At 68.0% G+C, this 21,694-nt stretch carries 23 protein-coding genes; 7 read left to right on the top strand and 16 right to left on the bottom strand.

Going from position 1 to position 21,694, the window contains the following annotated elements; translation table 11 throughout:
• Both YWM_RS0113825 and YWM_RS0113820 read right to left on the bottom strand, forming a co-directional pair.
• Complete coding sequence (locus YWM_RS0113825) at nucleotides 1-237, bottom strand: DUF3107 domain-containing protein (RefSeq protein WP_028851230.1); 237 nt, start codon at nucleotides 235-237, stop codon at nucleotides 1-3.
• Between the two features lie 62 nt (nucleotides 238-299).
• Nucleotides 300-1,019 carry a ferritin-like fold-containing protein gene (locus YWM_RS0113820; protein ID WP_084612402.1) on the bottom strand — a complete coding sequence of 240 codons (720 nt, stop codon included), beginning with the start codon at nucleotides 1,017-1,019 and terminating at the stop codon, nucleotides 300-302.
• A 215-nt stretch (nucleotides 1,020-1,234) separates the two neighbouring features.
• Here YWM_RS0113820 and YWM_RS23650 point away from each other — a divergent pair, with 215 nt between their 5' ends.
• Nucleotides 1,235-2,860, top strand: coding sequence for a DEAD/DEAH box helicase (locus YWM_RS23650; protein WP_052344888.1), 1,626 nt, complete (start codon nucleotides 1,235-1,237; stop codon nucleotides 2,858-2,860).
• A gap of 3 nt (nucleotides 2,861-2,863) precedes the next feature.
• Nucleotides 2,864-4,249: an Rv3212 family protein gene (locus tag YWM_RS0113810; protein WP_156914775.1), complete on the top strand. Its 1,386-nt coding sequence runs from the start codon at nucleotides 2,864-2,866 to the stop codon at nucleotides 4,247-4,249.
• Nucleotides 4,250-4,253: 4 nt separating this feature from the next.
• On the opposite strand, the gene YWM_RS0113805 is transcribed toward YWM_RS0113810, so the two are convergent.
• From YWM_RS0113805 to YWM_RS26460, 5 genes are all read right to left on the bottom strand, one after another.
• Nucleotides 4,254-4,577: a hypothetical protein gene (locus YWM_RS0113805; RefSeq protein ID WP_028851227.1), complete on the bottom strand. Its 324-nt coding sequence runs from the start codon at nucleotides 4,575-4,577 to the stop codon at nucleotides 4,254-4,256.
• A gap of 443 nt (nucleotides 4,578-5,020) precedes the next feature.
• The gene (locus YWM_RS0113800; protein WP_028851226.1) at nucleotides 5,021-5,635 is read right to left on the bottom strand and encodes a MarC family protein; all 615 of its coding nucleotides are present in this window, start codon (nucleotides 5,633-5,635) and stop codon (nucleotides 5,021-5,023) included.
• A gap of 4 nt (nucleotides 5,636-5,639) precedes the next feature.
• On the bottom strand, nucleotides 5,640-6,500 hold the full coding sequence (locus YWM_RS0113795; RefSeq protein ID WP_028851225.1) for a PHP domain-containing protein: 861 nt from the start codon (nucleotides 6,498-6,500) through the stop codon (nucleotides 5,640-5,642).
• Between the two features lie 124 nt (nucleotides 6,501-6,624).
• Entirely contained in the window at nucleotides 6,625-7,185 is a 561-nt protein-coding gene (locus YWM_RS0113790) for a PH domain-containing protein (protein ID WP_028851224.1), read from the bottom strand.
• Between the two features lie 22 nt (nucleotides 7,186-7,207).
• Complete coding sequence (locus YWM_RS26460) at nucleotides 7,208-7,348, bottom strand: hypothetical protein (protein WP_169720991.1); 141 nt, start codon at nucleotides 7,346-7,348, stop codon at nucleotides 7,208-7,210.
• A gap of 162 nt (nucleotides 7,349-7,510) precedes the next feature.
• Between YWM_RS26460 and YWM_RS0113780 the strand changes: the two genes are divergently transcribed.
• Nucleotides 7,511-7,918: an NUDIX hydrolase gene (locus YWM_RS0113780; RefSeq protein ID WP_043661051.1), complete on the top strand. Its 408-nt coding sequence runs from the start codon at nucleotides 7,511-7,513 to the stop codon at nucleotides 7,916-7,918.
• Between the two features lie 48 nt (nucleotides 7,919-7,966).
• On the opposite strand, the gene YWM_RS0113775 is transcribed toward YWM_RS0113780, so the two are convergent.
• A complete protein-coding gene (locus YWM_RS0113775; protein WP_028851222.1) occupies nucleotides 7,967-9,058 on the bottom strand; it encodes a DUF2332 domain-containing protein in 1,092 nt (363 codons plus the stop codon).
• Entirely contained in the window at nucleotides 9,051-9,554 is a 504-nt protein-coding gene (locus tag YWM_RS0113770; protein ID WP_028851221.1) for a MaoC family dehydratase, read from the bottom strand. The genes YWM_RS0113775 and YWM_RS0113770 overlap by 8 nt, the downstream gene beginning before the upstream one ends.
• Nucleotides 9,555-9,752: 198 nt before the next feature.
• Between YWM_RS0113770 and YWM_RS0113765 the strand changes: the two genes are divergently transcribed.
• The 3 genes from YWM_RS0113765 to YWM_RS0113755 are packed head-to-tail and all read left to right on the top strand — an operon-like array spanning nucleotide 9,753 to nucleotide 12,348.
• Nucleotides 9,753-10,838 (top strand): magnesium and cobalt transport protein CorA, encoded by a 1,086-nt coding sequence (locus YWM_RS0113765; RefSeq protein WP_028851220.1) that lies wholly within the window; start codon nucleotides 9,753-9,755, stop codon nucleotides 10,836-10,838.
• Between the two features lie 20 nt (nucleotides 10,839-10,858).
• Nucleotides 10,859-11,515 (top strand): metallophosphoesterase family protein, encoded by a 657-nt coding sequence (locus tag YWM_RS23645; protein ID WP_043661048.1) that lies wholly within the window; start codon nucleotides 10,859-10,861, stop codon nucleotides 11,513-11,515.
• Nucleotides 11,512-12,348 carry a ParB N-terminal domain-containing protein gene (locus tag YWM_RS0113755; RefSeq protein WP_028851219.1) on the top strand — a complete coding sequence of 279 codons (837 nt, stop codon included), beginning with the start codon at nucleotides 11,512-11,514 and terminating at the stop codon, nucleotides 12,346-12,348. The genes YWM_RS23645 and YWM_RS0113755 overlap by 4 nt, the downstream gene beginning before the upstream one ends.
• A gap of 565 nt (nucleotides 12,349-12,913) precedes the next feature.
• Here the strand turns inward: YWM_RS0113755 and YWM_RS0113750 are convergent.
• From YWM_RS0113750 to YWM_RS23640, 7 genes are all read right to left on the bottom strand, one after another.
• A complete protein-coding gene (locus YWM_RS0113750; protein ID WP_028851218.1) occupies nucleotides 12,914-14,095 on the bottom strand; it encodes an ABC transporter ATP-binding protein in 1,182 nt (393 codons plus the stop codon).
• Nucleotides 14,096-14,097: 2 nt separating this feature from the next.
• Nucleotides 14,098-14,943, bottom strand: a complete 846-nt coding sequence (locus YWM_RS0113745; RefSeq protein ID WP_028851217.1) for a carbohydrate ABC transporter permease — start codon at nucleotides 14,941-14,943, stop codon at nucleotides 14,098-14,100.
• A gap of 1 nt (nucleotide 14,944) precedes the next feature.
• On the bottom strand, nucleotides 14,945-15,931 hold the full coding sequence (locus YWM_RS0113740) for a carbohydrate ABC transporter permease (RefSeq protein ID WP_028848922.1): 987 nt from the start codon (nucleotides 15,929-15,931) through the stop codon (nucleotides 14,945-14,947).
• Nucleotides 15,928-17,199, bottom strand: coding sequence for an ABC transporter substrate-binding protein (locus YWM_RS0113735; RefSeq protein ID WP_052344883.1), 1,272 nt, complete (start codon nucleotides 17,197-17,199; stop codon nucleotides 15,928-15,930). Before YWM_RS0113735 ends, YWM_RS0113740 begins: the two co-directional genes overlap by 4 nt.
• 288 nt (nucleotides 17,200-17,487) lie before the next feature.
• Nucleotides 17,488-18,036: a YflT domain-containing protein gene (locus tag YWM_RS0113730; protein WP_028851215.1), complete on the bottom strand. Its 549-nt coding sequence runs from the start codon at nucleotides 18,034-18,036 to the stop codon at nucleotides 17,488-17,490.
• A 154-nt stretch (nucleotides 18,037-18,190) separates the two neighbouring features.
• Nucleotides 18,191-19,384, bottom strand: a complete 1,194-nt coding sequence (locus YWM_RS0113725) for an acyl-CoA dehydrogenase family protein (RefSeq protein ID WP_028851214.1) — start codon at nucleotides 19,382-19,384, stop codon at nucleotides 18,191-18,193.
• A 169-nt stretch (nucleotides 19,385-19,553) separates the two neighbouring features.
• The gene (locus tag YWM_RS23640; protein ID WP_084612400.1) at nucleotides 19,554-20,450 is read right to left on the bottom strand and encodes a slipin family protein; all 897 of its coding nucleotides are present in this window, start codon (nucleotides 20,448-20,450) and stop codon (nucleotides 19,554-19,556) included.
• Between the two features lie 45 nt (nucleotides 20,451-20,495).
• On the opposite strand from YWM_RS23640, the gene YWM_RS0113715 reads away from it, so the two are divergent.
• Nucleotides 20,496-21,635 carry an Mrp/NBP35 family ATP-binding protein gene (locus YWM_RS0113715; RefSeq protein ID WP_028851213.1) on the top strand — a complete coding sequence of 380 codons (1,140 nt, stop codon included), beginning with the start codon at nucleotides 20,496-20,498 and terminating at the stop codon, nucleotides 21,633-21,635.
• Nucleotides 21,636-21,694 lie beyond the last annotated feature (59 nt).

Raw genomic sequence — 21,694 nt, 5'->3', positions numbered from 1 at the left:
CTACTTCTTTTCCACGACCGCGAACCCGACCCGGCGGGTGTCGCTCGGCGCGATCTCCACGTAGGCGATCTTGTCGGTCGGCACCAGGTAGGTACGGCCCTTCTCGTCGGACAGCCGCAGCAGGCCATCGCCCTTGTCCAGCGTGTCGGTGACCAGCTTCTCGACCTCTTCCTGCGACTGGTTGCTGGACAACACCAGCTCGCGGGGCGACTCATCGATGCCGATCTTGATCTCCACCCGATGCCTCCTGCTTGAGCGTCCGCTACGACTGCCAGGCTATCCCACCGCGGAGGTGGCCATCAGCCCAGGCCGAGCGCCTGCATGCGTTTGTGATGCCGCTGCTGCAACCGCCGGAACAACGCGGCGATACCGCTCATGTCGCCCGAGCCGGAGACGATCAGCTCGGCCAGCCCGTCCCGCTCGGCCGCGACGTACTGCGACTGCGTGAGCGCCTCGCCCAACAGCCTGCGACCCCACAACGCCAGCCGGTCGCGCAACGTCGGATCGGCCTTGATGGCGGCCGCGACCTCACGCTCGGCGAACTCCGAGTGGCCGGTGTCGGCCAGCACTGTGAGCACGATCTCCCGCGTCGCCGGGTCCAGCCAGTCGGCCAGCTCCCGGTACAAGTCGGCGGCCAGCTGGTCGCCGACGTAGGCCTTCACCAGCGACTCCAGCCACGTCTTCGGCCGGGTGCCCGCGTGGAAGGCGTCCAGCGGCTTGATGAACGGCCGCATCGCGTCCTCCACCGATACCCCGTGCTCGGCCAGGTATCGGTCGATCAGCTGGTAGTGCGCCATTTCCGCGGCTGCCATCGCGGACAGTTGCGCGCGGCCGGACAGCGTCGGCGCTCCCCTGGCATCCTCCGCCAGCCGGTCGAACGCGGCGAGCTCGCCGTAGGCCAACACGCCGAGCAGGTCCACCACACCTTCACTGAGCGGCTCTTTGGCAGCCTCAGTACCTCGCTGTGCCTCGGCCTTCTCCTGGTCGGAGTTGGCCGTTCGGGGGGTGCCGTCGGTCATGCTTAGACCCTAACTCCGATTCGGACCGGTAGACTGCACCTCGAGAGCGATATCGCATCTCGCGCGCCGGAGGAGTTTGTGGCCGCGCGATTCGAGGAATATCGAGCGATATCGAGGCACTGTGCGTGCACGCTATGCCGACCATGATCGGCCATTGGGGATTTCCCACCGTCAGCTGTGCGCGCTGGAATGTGAGAGAGGCGATCACGCTGACCATGACCGACACGCCTGGCGAGCGATCCGAGATCACGGATACCCCCGGGCCGACCGACCCTGTCACGCTGGAGCACAGCGAGGCCGGTGTCGACGAGACCGATCCTTCCCATCCGCTGCAGGCAGGCGCCCCGGTCCGCCCGGAGGCCCCCAAGTTCAGCGACTTCGACATCAAGCCGGAAATCGTGCGTGCGCTGGCCGAAGCAGGCATCGAGCGCACGTTCGCCATTCAGGAACTGACCCTGCCGCTGGCACTGGCCGGCGACGACGTCATCGGCCAGGCGCGGACCGGCACCGGTAAGACCCTCGGCTTCGGCGTCCCGATTCTGCAGCGGCTGACGCTGCCCGGTGACGGAACGCCGCAGGCGCTGGTCGTCGTGCCGACCCGTGAGCTGTGCCTGCAGGTCACGCACGATCTGCAGGACGCGGGCAAGTACCTCGGCGTCCGGACCCTGTCGATCTACGGCGGCCGCCCGTACGAGTCACAGATCAAGGCGCTCAAGAAGGGTGTCGACGTGGTGGTCGGCACCCCGGGCAGGCTGCTCGACCTGGCCGAGCAGCGGCACCTGGTGCTGGGCAAGGTCTCCGCGCTGGTGCTCGACGAGGCGGACGAGATGCTCGACCTGGGCTTCTTGCCCGACATCGAGCGCATCCTGCGGATGGTGCCGGACGAGCGGCAGACCATGCTGTTCTCGGCCACCATGCCCGGCCCGATCATCACGCTGGCCCGCACGTTCCTGAACCGGCCGACGCACATCCGCGCCGAGGAGGTCGACCAGGGCGCGATCCACGAGCGCACCGCGCAGTTCGTCTACCGGGCGCACGCGCTGGACAAGCCGGAGCTGATCGCGCGGGTGCTGCAGGCCAAGGATCGCGGCCTGACGATGATCTTCACGCGCACCAAGCGCACCGCGCAGAAGGTCGCCGACGAGCTGACCGAGCGCGGTTTCGCTGCCGGTGCGGTGCACGGTGACCTGGGTCAGGGCGCCCGCGAGCAAGCGCTGCGGGCGTTCCGCTCCGGCAAGATCGACGTGCTCGTGGCCACCGACGTCGCGGCCCGCGGCATCGACGTCGACGACGTCACCCACGTGATCAACTACCAGTGCCCGGAGGACGAGAAGACCTACGTCCACCGCATCGGCCGCACCGGTCGTGCGGGCAAGGCGGGCGTGGCCGTCACGCTGGTCGACTGGGACGAGCAGACGCGCTGGAAGCTGATCTCCGACACGCTGGGGCTGGACAAGCCCGAGCCGGTGGAGACCTACTCCACGTCCGAGCACCTGTACACCGATCTCGGCATCCCGCGGGACGCCACCGGCAGGCTGCCGCTGGCGAAGCGGACCCGCGCCGGGCTCTCGGCGGAGAAGGCCGAGGACTTCGGGGGCAAGCGCAAGAGCGGCCCTCGGTCGCAGTCGCCCGCCAAGCGTCGGCCGCGGAAGCGCACGCGCGGCTCCCGCTCGTCCTCCGAGGCGAAGCAGGAGACCTCGGTGACGCAGTCGACCAGTGCGCCGGAGGCACGCACCAGCGATGCGGATTCCTCGGCGCCCGGAAAGTCATCCGGGGCGCGGCGTCGCCGTCGGCGCCGTCGCAGCAGCAGCGCGACCAACTCGGCGGGCGGGGACGCCTGACCCGTGCCCGCCTCGCCCGAGCCCCCGCGTGAGCCCGGCAGGCGGGCGGGAGCACGTTCGCCGTGGACGCGACCGCGGGACAGGATCGTCACCGCGGTCGTCGTCGCGGTCGTGGTTGTCGTGGGGGCGCTCGTGTGGGCGCAGAGCGACAGCAGGGCGACCAGCCGCTCCACGGCCGCGCGGGAGCAGACCGAGCTACCCGAGCCCAAGGAGCCACCAGGGCAGCTGAGGGAGCTGTGGCGGGCGCCGAGCCCCAAAACGATCTTGCCGGTCGCGCATGGCGCCACCGTGGTGACCGGTGAGGGCGGGAAGGTCACCGGACGCGACGCCGAGACGGGTGAGCAGGTCTGGCACTACGAGCGCGATCTGCCGCTGTGCACGGTCGGCGAGGCGTGGTCGAGCGCGTTGGCGGTCTATCGCAAGTCGTCCGGGTGCAGCGAGGTCTCGCGACTCGATCTCGCCACCGGGCGGCTGCAAGCGCAACGCAACGGCGACGCCGAACTCGGCACGCGCCTGCTCAGCGACGGGACACATGTGCTGGCCACCGGCCGCAAGCTGCTGAACGTCTGGAGCAGGGATCTGATCCGCACGATGGAGTACGGCCGGGTACCTGCACCGGTGGAACCGGACCGCCAGCACCGGCCGGGCTGCTCGGCCACCAGTTCGCCCAGCAAGGGCCAGGTGGAGACGTCGACCCCGCCGTCGCAGGAGCGGCGATGCCTGGCCGACACCGGTGTGCCGCCGCGCTCGGACTGCGCGTTGAATTCCATGGCGCTGCTCGCGGGCAAGATCGCCATCACCGAGCGCTGTGCGGGTGACCGGTCGGACTGGTTGACCGTCATCGGCACCACGAACGAGCAGGACGGCGAGAACAGAAGCGACGAGCCGAAGGTGTTGCTGTCGGCCGAGCTGCCCGGGGCGGATGCCCGCGTGGTGGCGGTCGCGCGCGACGAGGAACCGCGGGCCGCCGTCGTGCTGCCGCACACGCGTCAGCTCCTGATCTACGCCAAGCCCGGCAAACTGGTGAACCAGTACAGCCTGACCATGCCGACCGAAGAGCTGTTGGACGCGCACGTCGACGGGACTCCGCAGCTGACGCACGGTCCGTCTTCGGTGCTGTGGTTCAGCGGGTCGGCCACACTCGCGATGGATGCCGAGACGCTGCGGCCACGCTGGACGTTGCCCAACACTCGCGGCACCGGAATGCAGTGGGCAGACAGCATGGTCGTGCCCATCGACGGCGGGATCGCCGTCATCGACGAAGAAACCGGTGAGTCGTCGCGCACGGTCGCCATCGATCGATCCGGTTACGAGGGTCCGGTGCGGCTCAGCCACGTCGGGCCGGTCCTGCTCGAGCAGCGCGGGGACACGCTGGTCGCGCTGCGCTGACCGGTCAGGTGAGCCAGTAGAACCACAGCACGGCGGCCACGATCGCCAGCACGACCGCGATCGCCACACCGGCTGCCCGGCCTTGCCTGCGATCGGCGACGGCGGCTGCCGCGATGGCGGCCACCGAAGCCACCGCGTGCCCGACGACGGGCCCGGTCCCCGGACCGTTGAGTCCGTGCGATTCGGTGACCAGCTCGGCCACCACGAGCCCCACGGTCAGGACCGCGAGCCCGGCGGCCAATGACCCGGCGAGAAACCGCACGACGCCACCGCCCACGGCGTCGTCACGACTTGGCCGGCTCACCTCCACCACCTCATCCACCCACATACTCGCCAGGCTAACTGTCGCCGTCCTGCGGCCGGGGAGCGCCAGGTCCGGCGCGAGGAATACCCCGGTCAGCGGTCCGGAATGCGGGGCCCTGTTCGCACGGACCGGGCCTGGCAGGAGCCGCGTGCCGAGGCAGGGCCACGCAACGGCACCGGCACGAGTCGCGTAGCCGACGCGGGCCAACAGCGGCTCCCGCAGCACCTCCGCGTATCCGACGCGGGTCACGTAACGGCNCCGGCACGAGTCGCGNAGCCGANGCAGGGCCACGCAACGGCACCGGCACGAGTCGCGTAGCCGACGCGGGCCAACAGCGGCTCCCGCAGCACCTCCGCGTATCCGACACGGGTCACGTAACGGCCCCGGCGCGAGTCGCGTGCCCGACGAGGCCACACAGCGGCCCCGAAAACCTCCGCACAGTCCACTCCGGCGACAGCCATCGGTCGTCAGCTACCCGCGATGAACCCCCGCACCGCCTCGGCGACCAGCTGCACCGCGATCGCGGCCAACAGCAGACCCGCGATCTTCGCCAGCAGCGTGATGCCGCTTTCCTTCAGCAGCCTGATCAGCCCGCCGGCGAACCGCAGGCACAGGAACAGTGCGATGTGCACCAGCAGGATCGCCGCGGCCAGCGCCAGATACGCGCTGATGTGGCCCTCGGCCTCCCGGACGAACACGATGGTCGCCGCGATCGCACCGGGCCCGGCCAACAACGGGGTGCCCAGCGGGACGAGGGCCACGTTCACGTCCTCGGCTGCCTGCGGCTGCGTGCTCTCCCGGCCGGTCAGCAGGTCCAGCGCGATGAGCAGCAACAGCAGACCGCCCGCGCCCTGCAGCGCCGGGATGCCGATCCCCAGGTACACCAGGATCGCCTGGCCCGCCACCGCGAACAGCGTGATGACGAGCAACGAGATCAGCACTGCCTGCCGCGCCGCTTTGGCCCGAGCCGCGGGCGGCTTGCGGCCGGTCAGGCTCAGAAACACCGGGACCGTGCCCGGCGGGTCCATGATGACCAGCAGCGTAATCACCGCAGAGGTGAAAACCTCGACGTCGAAATACACCGCGTCAGCCTCTCACCGGTGTGCGTCCGTTCGCACGAGCGACGAGTCGTTCGTAGACCTCCGGGTCGGTGGTCTCGGCACCGATCGGGGTCGGCTTGTTGGCACCGTGGTAGTCGCTCGACCCCGTGGTGAGCAGGTCCAGCTCGGCGGCGAGCTTGCGCAACCGCTCCCTGGTGCCGGGGTCGTGGTCAGGGTGGTCGACCTCGACGCCGGACAGTCCAGCCTCGGCCAGCTCGACGATCACGTCGTCCGCCACCGTCGGGCCCCGCGAGTACGCCCACGGGTGGGCCAGGACGGCCACGCCGCCCGCGTCGGCGATCATCGCGATCGCCCGCTTCACCGGGGTGTCAGCTCGCCGCAAGTAATACGACCCCCCACTGCCCAGGTACTTGTCGAACGCCTCGCTGACCGTGCTCACCAGGCCCGCCTCCACCAGTGCGCGCGCCAGGTGCGGCCGTCCAGCCGCGCCATCGGCTGGGAGTGACGCCATGACCTCGTCCGGGTCGATCGGCAGGCCGTCCGCGGCCATGCGCACGGCCATCCGCTGCAACCGTTCCCGCCGCTCCACCCGCAGCCGTCGCTGCTCCTCGACCAGCGCAGGTGCCTGCGGATCGAACAGGTAGGCCAACAGGTGCACGCTGATCGGGCGGCCGTTTCCGGCGGTGCTGACGCACGACAGTTCGGCACCCCTGATCAGCGTCAGACCGGACGGCAGGGCGCCGACCGCTTCCTCCCAGCCGGCCGTCGTGTCGTGGTCGGTGATCGCGACGACGTCCAGCCCGGCTGAGGCCGCCGCGCGCACGAGCTCACTCGGCGTGTCCGTTCCGTCCGACATGACCGAGTGAGTGTGGAGATCGATGCGCACCCACTGAGTCTGCCCGAACCCGCCGGATTGCGCCGTCGCAGGTGGTAGAGGGTGTGCGCTGGGTCAAACGGGCCGACTGCGAAACCGGCGACGTCGCCCCGTGCCGCACCGCGGCGTTCCCGGCTCAGCCGACCGGCCGCTTGCCCTTCGCGATGCGCTGCGCCTTGGCCATCGAGAACCGCTGAGCCTGCGCCTTCTTGTCCCCGAACACCAGCTCGGAGATCGAGTCGTAGAACTCCTCCGGCCGCGGAATGAAGTCGATGTTGTTCAGCGCCTGGATCTGACCGGCCGACTCGACGATCACGGTGCCGTAGCCAAGCAGCCTGCCCACGAACGGCCGCTCGTACGTCAGGTCGGTGACCTTGCTGATCGGCATCATCAGCACCTTGGTGGTGAAGATGCCCCTGGTGAGCACGAAGCGTTTGTCGGTGACCACCAGGGTCTCGACCCACCACTCCATGACCTTCCACGCGAAGCGCAGCACCACGAACAGCGCGACGTACCAGAGGATGTTCTGGAAGATCCACTGCGACGGCGGCAGCAGGTACGACACCATGATGGTGATCGCCAGCAACGCGGCGGACTCGAACGCGTCCCAGAGCAGGACCGCCCAATGCCGACGAAGCCGGATGACGCGCCGCTCGGTGTCGAGCAGATACTCGTCTGGATCCCGAGGAGCCAGCAGCATGGTCGCTCTGCGCCCTGGGTCAGCCGTTGAACACGTTGCTGACGAAGGTGATCAACGACTCAGCGGCGTCCTGCAGCATGCCCAGGATGTTGTGCACCAGGTTCGCCGACGCGCCTGGCTGCGAGATCACGAAGAACAGCACCAGCAGGGTCCCGGCCACAGCAGCTATCTTCTTCGCGTTCACTGGCGATCAGATCCCGTCTACTCGTCGCTCACGTCACCGGTTCGTTCATACCGCACCAGGTGCGGTCTTCCGCAAGGCAAGTCCCGCAGACGGGCCAGCCCCAGCGAATATGCTACCGGGTCACTACTCTCTGTGGCTATGGCGACCGAAAAATCCACAGTGCGTTGCGTCGGCGCGGTGGTGCACGACGAGCACGGCCGGTTGCTGATGATCAAGCGCGGTCACCCGCCCGCCGCCGGAAAGTGGTCTCTACCTGGGGGAAGAGTCGAACCCGGGGAATCCGACGCGGTCGCCGTCGCGCGCGAACTGCGCGAGGAAACCGGATTGGAAATCCGCTGTGAGGGGCTCGCCGGAGTCGTGATTCGCGGCGAATTCGAGATTCATGACTACTTTTGTTCGGTCACCGGCGGAGTGCTCCGTGCGGGTGATGACGCCGCAGATGTTCGCTGGGTCACAGCCGACGAGTACACCCGGTTTGATCAGGGCGGTGCTCTGGTGGAGCAACTGACGGCCACGCTCCGTGGTTGGAACGCCCTTCCGCGCTGACGGACAGCGACCGCGCGTCCGAGCGCGCACCAATTCATCCGGCCGGGTTTAGCCCATCCAGGTCATGCGTTTGCCGTGATGAGCGTGCTGCGCGACGACCCGGCCGGTCGGTTCACCACCGGCCCATTGCATGACGGCCAGCGTGCTCAGCCCGGTGTTCTCGTAGCTGACGTCGTCGCGCCCGGGAGCGATCAGGTCCATGCCCGTCTCGTACGGGCCGCTGGCCACCCACCACACCGGTCGCTGCCGTCCGATCTCGGCCAGCCGGGCCATGAACTGCTGACGCCGGGGCACCTCGAGGTAGGCCATGGCCTGGCTGGTCAGCACCACCAGCGGCAGGTCGGCAGGCAGCCGGCCGACCGCCTCGGCCAGGTCGTCCACCGCGTCGCCGGGCATCAGCTCCGGCGGATCCTTGCGCTGCGCGGCGGCCGCGGTGTGCAACAGCCGCACTCGCTCCACCTGGTCCGGCCACACGCACGCCTCGAGCCACGCGAACTGGTCCTCGTCGGCGAGATCGACCGGTGCGATGTCCAGGCCCAGCCGGGCGCCGATGGCCAGCTTCTTCGGCGGCTGCGTGAACCCGCTGCCGTCGACGACGCAGTGCAGGCACACGGCGGCCTTCGCAGGTCCGGCGGACAGCTTCTCGCCCTCGTACAGGTACTCGTACCGGTACTTGTCCATATTCAACAGCAGGCCCGCGCTGGCACCGACCTCCAACAGAGCGATCGGCGAGCGGGCCTGCTTGGCCGCGGCCGCGATGACCGGGTAGACGACCGCGGCCCGCTGCACCTCGTTCGTCTGGGTGGAGCGCGTCGCGCACATCTCGCGCACCTCGTCGGCGCGCTCCAGCACGAACGACTTGAACAACGGCCACGTCTGGTCGTCGACCCCGTCGAAGCCGCCCATCGTCGGGTAGTACCTGCTCAGCGGGTGCACCGGCGACTTGGCCAGGAGCCGGTGCACCACCGCGAGCAGCAAGGTCGGCCGCGCCTGGTACAGCGGCGCGGCCGACAGCAGACCCGCTACCTCGTCGTCCTCGGCGGCCCGGCCCGCCAAGTGCGCGTACAGCGGCGAAGTCTGCGCTTCGGACTCGGCGAACGTCCGCAGACGCCGCCGGATCACCGAGAGATCATCATTCATGGGGCTCCGGTCGACCTGGCTGCTCTCCACCCCGCGTCTCGCCGTAGGACCGCTTCGGCACCATCACCTTGCGGCGGAAAGTGCACACGATCGTGCCGTCCTGCTTGTAGCCGCGGGTCTCCACGTACACCACGCCGCGGTCGTCCTTGGACTTCGACGGCGTCTTGTCCAGTACTTCGGTCTCGCCGTAGATGGTGTCACCGTGGAACGTCGGCTTGATGTGCCGCAGCGACTCGACTTCCAGATTGGCGATGGCCTTGCCGGAGACGTCGGGCACCGACATGCCGAGCAACAGCGAATAGATGTAGTTGCCGACCACCACGTTCTTGCCGAAGTCGGTGGTTTCCTCCGCGTAGTGCGCGTCCATGTGCAGCGGATGGTGGTTCATCGTGAGCAGGCAGAACAGGTGATCGTCGTACTCGGTCACCGTCTTGCCCGGCCAGTGCTTGTAGACGTCACCGACCTCGAACTCTTCGTAGTAGCGCCCGAACTGCACTGTTTCGGCCTCCTCAAGTGGGGGGAAATGAGCACGCAATACCACTGCAGGAGTACCCTCGATCATTGGTGCTCGTTGGTCAACGAGACCCTTGACACGCTGTGACCGGCGTCGAACGCGAGGAGGTGAGGAACCCGTGAGTACTGGCGATAGTCCCGTGCACCGAAGCCAGCCCCCTCTCCCTGGCAGGAGTTCCTCATGCCCGCGATTCCCTCTCTTGGCGCATTCCGTTCCCGTTCCAGGACCGTCCACGGTCCGGTGAAGCCGCGCACGCCGTCGCCGCTCGACTCGTGTGTGGTCGACTGTGCCGTGTACGTCAACGGGCGCCGAAAGCCCGGGCACTGGACGCACAGCGAGGCCATCGCCGAGGTGCGTGCCACAGGTGAGGGCTTCGTGTGGCTCGGGCTGTTCGAGCCGGACGAGGACCAGATGGCGGCCATCGCGCGCACGTTCGAGCTGCACGAGCTGGCGGTGGAGGACGCCGTCCAGGCGCATCAGCGGCCGAAGCTGGACCGCTACGAGGACACCTTGTTCATGGTGTTCAAGACGGTGCGCTACGTCGAGCACTCGTCGCCGACCACGGCCAACGAGATCGTGGCCACCGGCGAGCTGATGGCGTTCCTCGGCAAGGACTTCATCATCACCGTCCGGCACGGCGAGCATGCCGAGCTCGGCAAGGTGCGCAGGCAGCTGGAGGACGACCACGAGCAGTTGTCGCTCGGACCGTCGGCGGTGTTGCACGCCATCGCCGACCACGTGGTGGACCAGTACATGGACGTCACCGACGGGTTGGCCGACGACGTGGACATGCTGGAGACGCAGGTCTTCGCTCCGGACTCGCTGATCACCGCCGAGCAGATCTACTTCATGAAGCGCGAGGTGCTCGAACTGCGGCGGGCGGTGTTGCCGCTGGCCACGCCGTTGCGCAGGCTGGCCCAGGGCTACAGCAAGCTGGTACCCGACCAGGTGCGTTCGTACTTCAGCGACGTCGACGACCACCTGACGACGGTGTCCGAGCGGGTGGCCGGCTTCGACGAGATGCTCACCACGCTGGTCGACGCCACCCTGGCCAAGATCACGCTGCAGCAGAACACCGACATGCGCAAGATCACCGCGTGGGCGGCGATCATCGCGGTGCCGACCGCCATCGCGGGCATCTACGGCATGAATTTCGACTACATGCCGGAGACCCATTGGAAGCTCGGCTACCCGGCGGTGCTCCTGCTGATCGCGGTGGTTTGTGTCACCCTCTACCGGCGGCTGAGACGCAACCGCTGGCTGTGAAAGCCCCGTAACCTGGGGGTATGGCACGGGCACTGGTGGTCTCCGACGAGGTGGACCACGCGCTGTGGTCGGACATCGGCCGTGTCGGAGACGTCGACCTGCTGCTGTCCGCAGGCGATCTGCCCTTCGACTACCTCGAGTTCCTGGTCGACGCGTTGGAGGTGCCCGCCGTCATGGTGCCGGGCAACCACGACCGGGACCTGGGCGGCTATTCGCTGAGCGCAGGACTGACCATGCGGTCGGGCTTCCCCGAGCGGTGGCCGGGCCCGCGCGGCTGGTTCAACGCCGACACCAGGGTGGTCGAGGCGGCCGGGCTGCGGATCGCCGGACTCGGCGGGTCGATCCGCTACAACGAGGGTCCGAACCAGTGGACGCAGCAGCAGGCGGCCCGGCGAGCGCGGCGGCTGGTCCGCCGGGCCCGCGGCCCGGTGGACGTGCTGCTCGCACACAGCCCACCGCGCGGCGTCGGCGACGGGGACGACGACCCGCATCAAGGGTTCGACTGCCTGCACGACGTGGTGCGGCGGCTTCGTCCCCGGTGGCTGCTGCACGGGCATGTTCACCCTTACGGCGAACGGTGCAAAGACCACATACTCGGTACGACGATCGTGCGCAACGTCGTCGGCAGTCACATCATCGATCTCGTTCCTGCTGAGCATTCCGCGGAGATCACATGAGCAAGACCACCGGCTTCCCGAGGGCCGATGCCGAAAGCGACTTCCTGCGGGCCCGTCGCAAGCAAGTGCGCGCCTCACTGGCCGCATGGCTGCGCCGTGAGCCGGACGACATCAACGTCATGCTGCCCTTCGACGAGGTGGTCGAAGCGCTGGGTCGCAAGGGTGAACGTCGCCTCGGCCTGCGCGTCATCCGGATCGACACGATCGTGGGCAGCGTCGACCGCAGCCGTGATTTCGACCGTTGGTTCCGGCCGACCAGCGGCCGGGTGCGCGCGCGGTGGGAGCGGCTGGCGGCGGCCCACCGGCGTGGCGAGACCATTCCGCCGATCGAGGTCTACCGGGTCGGCGAACTGCACTTCGTCAGCGACGGCCACCACCGGGTGTCGGTCGCCTGCGCGCTCGGGCTGAAGGAGATCGAGGCGTACGTGACGCTGGTGGAGACGGTGCTGGACGCAGACGGCATCCGCTACCGCGGCGATCTGATCGTCAAGGACTACCACCGGATCTTCCAGGAGCGGGTGCCGCTGATCCCGGAGGCCCGCGCCGACATGAAGCTGTCCGACCCCGAGCAGTACGCCGAGCTCGGTGAGGCGATCGAGGCGTGGGGATTCCGGCTGATGCAGGACGAGGGCGAGTTCATGGACCGGGAGACGGTGGCCAACCGCTGGTACGCCGAGGAGTATCTGCCCGCGGTGCGGCTGCTGCGGGATGCCGACCTGATCGGCGACCGCACGGACACGGAGGCGTACCTGGACATGGCGGGCAAGCGCTACAAGCTCATGCGCACGCACCGCTGGGACGACGAGGTCATCGACACCCTGACCAAGAACTGACCGGCGAGGGTCCGACGCTCGTGTCCGGCGCGGGCCACCGCTGTGGAGAGGCTGACGGCCGCGGGCGGTGATTTCCGCTAGGCCCGGGCTCCGCTGGGTATTGCCGCCGTCGCGCGAAGCGAACCGGGTTCCTCGGCTGCGACCGAAGTTCGCTGGAAGGCGGTGGCGACGGCCGGCTCTGGTGCGACGCCGCGGCCGGCGGCAGCGGCGGGCCCTGGTGAGCGGAGGGGCGCACGGCTGCGTGGCGCAAATCCCATGGGCCGGCGTCGGCGACGGCGTGCGGCGCTCATCCGCTGCTGGGCGATGGCCGGACCCGCTGCTTCTGATGCGGCGGCCGAACCCCCGCTGGTTGCGCAGCGGCCGGAGCCCGCTGGTGGTGCGGCGGCCGAACCCCCGCTGGTGGTGCAGCGGCCGCTGGCGGCGGACTGGGCTCGTGCGAGGCCAGCACGGTCGGCGACCGGCCAGGCGTGCGAGAGACGACGGCCGGGCGCTCGGGCGTGACGCTCCCACGCACACAGCAAACGGGCCGTCGCACCCGTGGCGCGACGGCCCGTTTCGCCTGCTCCTACTCGACCGAGACCAGGTTCTTACCCGAGGACGGGTCGAACAGCTGCAGCTTGTCGGTGTCGAACCACAGCTCGATCGGCTCGCCGGCCCTGGCCGTGGTGGCCGCCGACAGCCGCGCGGTGAACCCGGTGTCCGACCCGGTGTCGGTCCGGCCCGAGTCCGCGGCCAGCTCGGCCAGTTCGGCGGATTCGATCGCCTCGGACTGCTCGACGGTGAAGTGCGCGTAGGCGTCCGAGCCCATTGACTCCAGCACGTCGACCTTCACCGTCACCAGCCCGCCACGCTCGCGCGACGCGTCGTCCATCAGCGAAGCGTCCTCGAAGTGCTCCGGCCGGATACCGACGATGACGTCCCGCTGCCCGGAGCCTGCCTGCACGGCGTCCTTCAACCGGTCCGGCAGCGGCACCGTGCCGAGCGGGCTGCGCACGCTGCCCTCGGCGATCTGGCCCGGGAAGAAGTTCATCGAGGGCGAACCGATGAAGCCCGCGACGAACAGGTTCGCCGGGTTGTCGTACAGGTGTTGCGGGGACCCGATCTGCTGCACGTGGCCGCCGCGCAGCACCACGACCCGGTCGCCCAGCGTCATCGCCTCTGTCTGGTCGTGCGTGACGTACAGCGTCGTGGTGCCCAGCTGCTTCTGCAGCTTCGACACCGACGTCCGCATCTGCACCCGCAGCTTGGCGTCCAGGTTGGACAGCGGCTCGTCCATCAGGAACGCCTTCGGGTTTCGCACGATCGCACGGCCCATCGCGACCCGCTGACGCTGACCACCCGACAGGTTGGCCGGCTTGCGGTCCAGGTGCGCGGTCAGGTCGAGGATCTCCGCCGCCTCGTTGACCTTGCGGTTGACCGTCGCGTCGTCCACCTTGGCCAGCCGGAGCGGGAAGGCCATGTTCTCCCGCACGCTCATGTGCGGGTACAGCGCGTACGACTGGAACACCATCGCGATGTCCCGGTCCTTCGGCGCCTTCTCGTTGACCCGCTCGCCGTCGATGCGCAACTCACCGCTGGAGATGTCCTCCAGGCCGGCGACCATGTTCAGCGTCGTCGACTTCCCGCAGCCGGACGGGCCGACCAGGATGATGAACTCGCCGTCGGCGATGTCGATGCTGACCTCGGAGACCGCAAGGGCGCCGTCCGGGTACCGCTTGCTCACCTTGTCCAGAACGATCTCAGCCATAACTACCCCTTCACAGCACCCGACGTCAGCCCCGCAACGATGCGGCGCTGGAAGAACAACACGAACACGATGATCGGAATGGTGATGATGACCGCGGCAGCGGACAGCGAGCCGGTCGGTGTTTCGAACTGCGATGCCCCGGTGAAGAATGCCAGCGCGGCGGGCACCGTGCGAGCGTTCTCGGTCGAGGTCAACGAGATGGCGAACAGGAAGTCGTTCCAGCAGAAGATGAACACCAGGATCGCTGTGGTGAACACCCCTGGCGCCGCCAGCGGCGCGATGACCTTCCGGAACGCCTGACCGGGCGTGGCCCCGTCCATCTTCGCCGCCTTCTCCAGCTCCCACGGGATCTCCCGGAAGAACGCCGACAGCGTGTAGATCGCCAGCGGCAGGGCGAAGGTGACGAACGGCAGGATCAGACCCGGCCACGTGTCGAACAGCCCCAGCGCCCGCTCCATCTCGAACAGCGGCGAGATGAGCGAGATCTGCGGGAACATCGCGATCAGCAGCGAGACGCCGACCAGTGCCCGCTTACCGGGGAAGTCCAGCCGCGCGATGGCGTAGGCGGCCATCGTGCCGAACACCACCGCGATCAGCGTCGCGATCACCGAGATGCCGATCGAGTTGATCAGCGGCCGGATGAACAGGCTGACGTCGGCCGAGAAGATCGTCTCGTAGTGCTCGAAGCTGATGTCGGTCGGGAAGAAGCTCTTGTCCGCCAGCGTCTCCGACGACTTCAGCGACAACGACAGGATCCACAGCACCGGGAAGAGCGCGTAGACGATGACGAAGATGTCGACCAGCGTCCACGCGGTCTTCTTGCCTGCCGGACTCTGCAGGATCGCCATGTCAGCGCCTCCCCTCGGTGTCACTGCCCGGGGCAGCCGTGCCGAACAGCTTGATGAAGACGAACGCGATGATCGCGACCGAGATGAAGATCAGCACCGACATGGTCGCGCCGATGCCCAGGTTCAACCCCTTGATCAGGTTGTTGTAGGTGATCATGGACACCGACGAGGTGTCGTTCTGCCCCTTGGTCAGCACGAAGATGTTGTCGAAGATGCGGAACGCGTCCAGGGTGCGGAACAACAGCGCGACCAGGATGGCGGGCTTCATCACCGGCAGCATCACCTTGGTGAACCGCTGCCAGGCGTTCGCCCCGTCCATCGCCGCCGCCTTCAGCAGGTCGTCCGGCACCAGCGCCAGGCCCGCCATCAGCAGCAACGCCATGAACGGCGTGGTCTTCCACACCTCGGCCAGCACGATGATGAGCAGCGACGGGATGGTCTGGGTCAGCGGCGCGTCGTCCGGCCCGGTGAAGTAGCCGTACACCTGGTCCCAGGCGAAGTACCAGGAGAACGCCGCCACCACGGTGACGATCCCGTACGGGATCAGCGAGACCGTGCGCACCAGGCCGCGGCCGACGAGCGCCCGGTGCATGACCAAAGCCAGCACCATGCCGAGCACCAGCTCGATGGCCACCGACACGACGGTGATCGCCAGCGTCACGCCGAAGGCGGTCCACCAGTAGCCGCTGGACAGCACCGCCACGTAGTTGTCCAGCCCGACGAACTCGGTGTCGTCCGGGAACCGCAGGTCGTAGCGCTGCAGCGACAGCCACAGCGAGTAGATGATCGGCCATGCGGTCACCGCCACCATGACGATCACCGCGGGCGCGCACAGCAGCCAGGCCAGCCTGCGCTCGGCCCGCTTGCCCTCGCTCAGTGCCGACTTGCCGTTCTTCTTGCCGTTACCGCGCTTGGCGTCCTCCGCCGGCTCGGCGACGGCGGTCGAACCAGCGGCCGTCTCGGCCGGGTTGGGCCCTTGTGTCGTCATGGCAGCACCCCTTGCGACTGGACCGCGTTGTTCAGCTCTTCCCGCAGCTCCTCAAGGGTGGCCTGCGGATCGATCGATCCCGGTGGCGACAGGATCTTCGACGTCACCGTGGACAGGTTCTGGTACACCGGGGTCAGCGGCCGGACCGCCGCCGTCTCCAGCGACTTCAGGATGTCGTCGCGCATCGGGTAGGCGTCCACCATCGACTGGCGCTTGCCGCTGGTGTCACCGTCGCACGGCGCGATCGGCTCCTCGTCCTTGTACAGGCTTTCCAGCGTCGGCGGCACACCACCGCAGATCGCCGCGTACTTCTGGTTCTTGGCCTGCCGCAGGCAGCGCGCGGCCTTGAACGCCAGGTCCTTCTTCTCCGAGTAGGCGCTGACCGCGATGTTGAAGCCACCGACGGTCACCCGGCCCGGGTTGTCGCCCACCCCCGGGTACGTGGTCCACGCCAGGTTCTCGAACCGCGGCGACTTCGCGTCCCGCGTCGCCGCGTAGACGAACGGCCAGTTGATCTGGAAGGCGGCCTGGCTGTCGCCGGGCGAGAACGAGTCGACCACCTGCTGCTCTTGCGCGTTGCTCAGCGACGGGCTGTTCAGCCCCTCGTCGACCATCTGGCGCATGATCTCCAGCGCCCGCCTGGCCTTGTCGTCCAGCGTCACCTCGGTGCCGTCGTCACTGAGCACCTGGCCGCCCGCGGAGTTCACCAGGCTGTTGAACGCCACCACCAGGCCCTCGTACTGGGCCCCGGTGTAGAGGATCTGGTACGGCTTGCCCTGCGCCTTCAGATCGCGGGACATCTCGATCATTTCTTCCCACGTCTTCGGCGGCTCCGGCGTGAGCGACTTGTCGTACCAGAGCAGCTGAACGTTGGTGTTCATGGGCGCCGCGTACAGCTTGCCGTCCCATGTCGCGGTCTTGAGCGGCACTTCCAGCGTGTCCTCTTCGACCGACGCCTTGTCCTCGCCCGTCCATTCGGCCAGCCACTTGGCCTCGGCGAACTCGGGGACCCAGGTCACGTCCAGGCCGAGCAGGTCCAGGTCGGTGTCACCCGCCGCGAGCCTGCGCACCATCTGTTCACGCTGTCCGTCGGCGTCTCGTGGCAACTGGCGATGCACGATCTGGTACTCGCCGTTGGCTTCCTCGTTACACGTCGCCACGATGTGCGGCACATACTGCTCCAACGCGTAGTACAGCGTTACGACGTTGTCAGCTTCCGAGCTGCAACCAGCCACCACCCCCGCCGCGGTCAGCAATGACCCGGCCATCGCCGCCGCTCGGGTGCGTGTGCGATCTCGGCGCACCGGTCCCTCCTTTTCCCGTGCCGCACGCAGTGCGACCACGGGTCCGGTGGTGGGGCGCCCGGGTTCGCACCGCAACGTGCGTCAGATCGGAACCCGGACCACGCTGCTGTATCGATCCGGGCAACACGGAACTTATTCCCGGTGATCAGCCGTCCGCAAGGGTTTCGCAGGAATAGGTAGAAGGTCTAGACACGACTGGTGCCGAAATTGCGACAACAGGCCTAGCGGCCGGTGTCCGCAAATTGCCAAACGCTAGTCGTTTCGTTCTTCGTTTGCCTGCGCGGGACGATCACCGGTGCCCAGCGCGAGCTTGGCCAGCAAATCCCGGCCGCGCTCGGCAGAACGTGGCAGACACAGCACGTCGTAACGACCCGCGACGAGTTGACTCGCCGAAGAAAAGTCGCGTTTCCCCTTCGTCATGGCGTAGCTGATGGCGGCGAACACCGCCCCGAACAGCACGCCCGCGCCCAGGCCGACCAGCACGGGTGCGGCGGAGAAGCCGCGCTGGCTGTCGAACGCGCCGAGCAGCAACCCGACGAGCAGGCCGAACCAGGCACCGGACAACGCGCCGGTGGCGACCACCTTGCCCCAGGACAACCGGCCCATGACCCGCTCGACCAGCATCAAGTCGACCCCGACGATCGTCACGTCACCGACCGGGAAGTCGTCCTCGGCCAGGTAGTCGACCGCGCGCTGGGCGCCCTGATACGTGTCGTAGGAACCGATCGGCCAGCCGGTCGGCGGCGTCGGCAGGCGCGGCGGCAGCTGTGCTCGCCCCCGACCGGAGAACTGTCCGCTCATCGCCCCNCCTGCCGCTGACGTCGCTGCATCCATCCATCCTGCCGCACGTTGCGTGTGACATGCGAACGGCCCGCGACCTGGGGGCGCGCGGAATCAGCTGTCAGTCAGGGGATGGCACCGCCGGGCGGCACCCCGCGACCCGGGGCGCGCGGAATCAGCGGTTGCGGTACTCGCGCAACAGACCCCGGCTGATGATCGTCTTCTGGATCTCCGACGTGCCCTCGCCGATCAGCAGGAACGGCGCTTCCCGCATCAACCGCTCGATCTCGTACTCCTTGGAGTAGCCGTAGCCGCCGTGGATGCGGAACGCCTCCTGGGTGACCTCGGCGCAGTACTCCGACGCCAGCAGTTTGGCCATGCCGGCTTCCACGTCGTTGCGCTGGCCGGAGTCCTTCAGCCGGGCGGCGTTGACCATCATCAGGTGGGCCGCCTCCACCTTGGTGGCCATCTCGGCCAGCTTGAACGCGATCGCCTGGTGCTGCGCGATGGGCTTGCCGAACGTGGTGCGCTCCTGGGCGTACTGCACGGCCAGCTCGAACGCCCGGATCGAGATGCCGCAAGCGCGCGCGGCGACGTTCACCCGGCCGACCTCGACACCGTCCATCATCTGCGCAAATCCCTTGCCGGGCGCGTCACCGAGGATCTTGTCGGCGCCGATGCGGTAGCCGGAGAACACCGCCTCGGTGGTGTCGACACCCTTGTAGCCCATCTTGTCGATCTTGCCGGGGATGGTCAGCCCGGGCGCGACCTCGCCGAAGCCCTCCGGCTTGTCCACCAGGAACGCGGTCAGGTTCTGGTGCGGCTTCTCCGCTCCCTCGTCGGTGCGCACCAGCAGCGCGATCAGGTTCGAGGTGCCGCCGTTGGTCAGCCACATCTTGCTGCCGTCGATGACGTACGAGTCGCCGTCCTTGACCGCACGCGTCTTGATGGCCGCCACGTCCGAGCCCAGGTCCGGCTCGCTCATCGAGAACGACCCGCGAATCTCCCCGGTGGCCATCTTGGGCAGGTAGTACTGCTTCTGCTCCTCGGTGCCGTGCTGCTTGATCATGTGCGCCACGATGAAGTGGGTGTTGATCACCCCGGACACGCTCATCCACCCGCGCGCGATCTGCTCGACGACCAGCGCATACGTCAGCAGCGACTCGCCGAGCCCGCCGTATTCCTCCGGAATGGTCAGGCCGAACAGGCCCATCTCCTTCATGCCCTCGACGATGTCCGTCGGGTAGGTGTCGGAGTGCTCCAGCTCCTGGGCGTGCGGGATGATCTCCTTGTCCACGAAGTCGCGGACGGTCGCCAGGATTTCCTGCTGGATGTCGGTCAGGCCTGCGGTCTGGGCAAGGCGGGCCATGCGGCACTCCTTCGGGCTCGAGCCTGCTGGTCGCGGTTGATTACCCCGCAGTATCCATCGCCTACCCGGTGGCGAGAAGTGATCCACGCCGCTGAGTGACGGGTCTAACGTCGCCACACATCACGCGGGTCGCGGCGGCAACAAGCGGCCACCGAAGGTTATCCATGCGTTACTCATCAGCAGCTTGGTCATTTTCGCGTTGCGGCAATCCGTCCGTTGACGCTGGTAGCCGTCCTTCTTTCGGGGTAGGCGCAGAATTGGGCTGCTCCGCCGCTTTATTACGTTCGGATTTCGTTTCCGGCTCGGCTTGCTCGGTGTGTGCGTCCAGGTATCGCAACAACTCCACCGGAAATGGCAGCACCAGGGTGGAATTCTTCTCCGCGGCGACCTCCACCACGGTTTCCAGCAGGCGCAGCTGCAGCGCCGCAGGGGTGTCGGACATCTGCCGCGCGGCCAGCGCCAGCTTCTCCGACGCCTGCAGCTCGCCCTGGGCGGCGATGACCCGCCCCCGACGGTCCCGCTCGGCCTCCGCCTGCCGGGACATGGCCCGTTTCATCGACTCGGGCAGGGCGACGTCCTTGATCTCCACCCGGTCGATGTGGATGCCCCAGTCCAGTGCCGGGCTGTCGATCATCAGCTCGAGGCCCTGGTTCAGCCGCTCGCGGTTGGACAGCAGGTCGTCCAGGTCGCTCTCGCCGATGATGCGCCGCAGCGACGTCTGCGCCACCTGGGACACCGCGAACCGGTAGTTCTCCACACCGACGACGGCCTGCACCGGGTCGATCACCTTGAAGTAGACGACCGCGTCGACCCGGACGGTGACGTTGTCCCTGGTGATGCCGTCCTGCGCGGGCACCGGCAGCGTCACGACCTGCACGTTGACCTTCCGCATGCGGTCGACGACCGGGATGATCCACGCCAACCCGGGTTCACGCGGGGGTCGGATGACGCGGCCGAACCGGAAGACCAGCCCACGTTCGTACTGGGCGACGGTGCGCAGCCCGCTGGCGGCCGCGCCGGCGAGGAGCACTACGAGGCCGATGAGAACGTACAGGATGACGTCCATCTCACCACCTGCTTCGATGCTACGCCCGGCTCGTAGCATGGGCCTATGACCAGCACCCAGCTGCCCAGCGACGACGACGTACGCCGGGCCCTCTCCGCGGTCAAGGACCCGGAGATCGGCAAACCGATCACCGACCTCGGCATGGTGAAGGACGTCCGGATCGACGCCGACGGGACCGTCACGGTCGGCATCTACCTCACCGTGGCGGGCTGTCCGATGAAGGACCGTCTGACCAGGGACACCACCGAGGCCGTACAGCGGCTGGGCGTGCCGGACGTGCGGGTCGAGCTGGACGTGATGAGCGACGAGCAGCGCACGGAGCTGCGTCGCAAGCTGCGCGGGGACGTCAAGGACCCGCTGATCCCGTTCGCGCAGCCCGGTTCGTTGACTCGCGTGTACTGCGTGGCCTCCGGCAAGGGCGGCGTCGGGAAGTCGTCGGTGACGGTGAACCTGGCGGTGGCGATGGCCCAGCGCGGGCTGTCGGTCGGCGTGGTCGACGCGGACATCTACGGTCACTCGATCCCGCGCATGCTGGGTACCAGCGAGAAACCGACCAAGGTCGACGACATGATCATGCCGCCGCAGGCGCATGACGTGAAGGTCATCTCGATCGGCATGTTCACCCCGGGCAACACGCCCGTGGTGTGGCGCGGGCCGATGCTGCACCGCGCGCTGCAGCAGTTCCTGGCCGACGTGTTCTGGGGCGATCTGGACGTGCTGCTGCTCGACCTGCCGCCCGGCACCGGTGACATCGCCATCTCGGTGGCGCAGCTGATCCCGAACGCGGAGATCCTGGTGGTGACCACCCCGCAGCAGGCGGCCGCGGAGGTGGCCGAGCGGGCCGGCGCGATCGCCTTGCAGACCCGTCAGCGGGTGGCAGGCGTCATCGAGAACATGTCGTGGCTGGAGACCGAGGACGGCCAACGCATCGAGGTGTTCGGCTCCGGCGGCGGCCAGCGGGTGGCTGATTCGTTGTCGAAGTCGGTCGGCGCCGAGGTGCCGCTGCTCGGCCAAGTTCCGTTGGACCCGCGGCTGCGGGAGAACGGCGACAACGGCACGCCGATCGTCCTGGCGAACCCGGACGCTCCCGCGGCCCAGGTGCTGCGCACCGCGGCGGAAAAGCTGTCGGTGCGGGCGCGGGGTCTGGCCGGGATGATGCTGAACGTGACTCCCGCCGGACGCTGAGTCTGGTTCCGCGGGTCGGACACTGAGGCTGAGCCGCCCGGCTTCGCGGCCCGGACGCT

Source organism: Thermocrispum municipale DSM 44069 (assembly GCF_000427825.1).
In the GTDB taxonomy this organism is placed as follows: domain Bacteria; phylum Actinomycetota; class Actinomycetes; order Mycobacteriales; family Pseudonocardiaceae; genus Thermocrispum; species Thermocrispum municipale.
The sequence above is the reverse complement of the archived record's forward strand: the minus strand, read 5'-3'. Positions and strand labels throughout refer to the sequence as shown.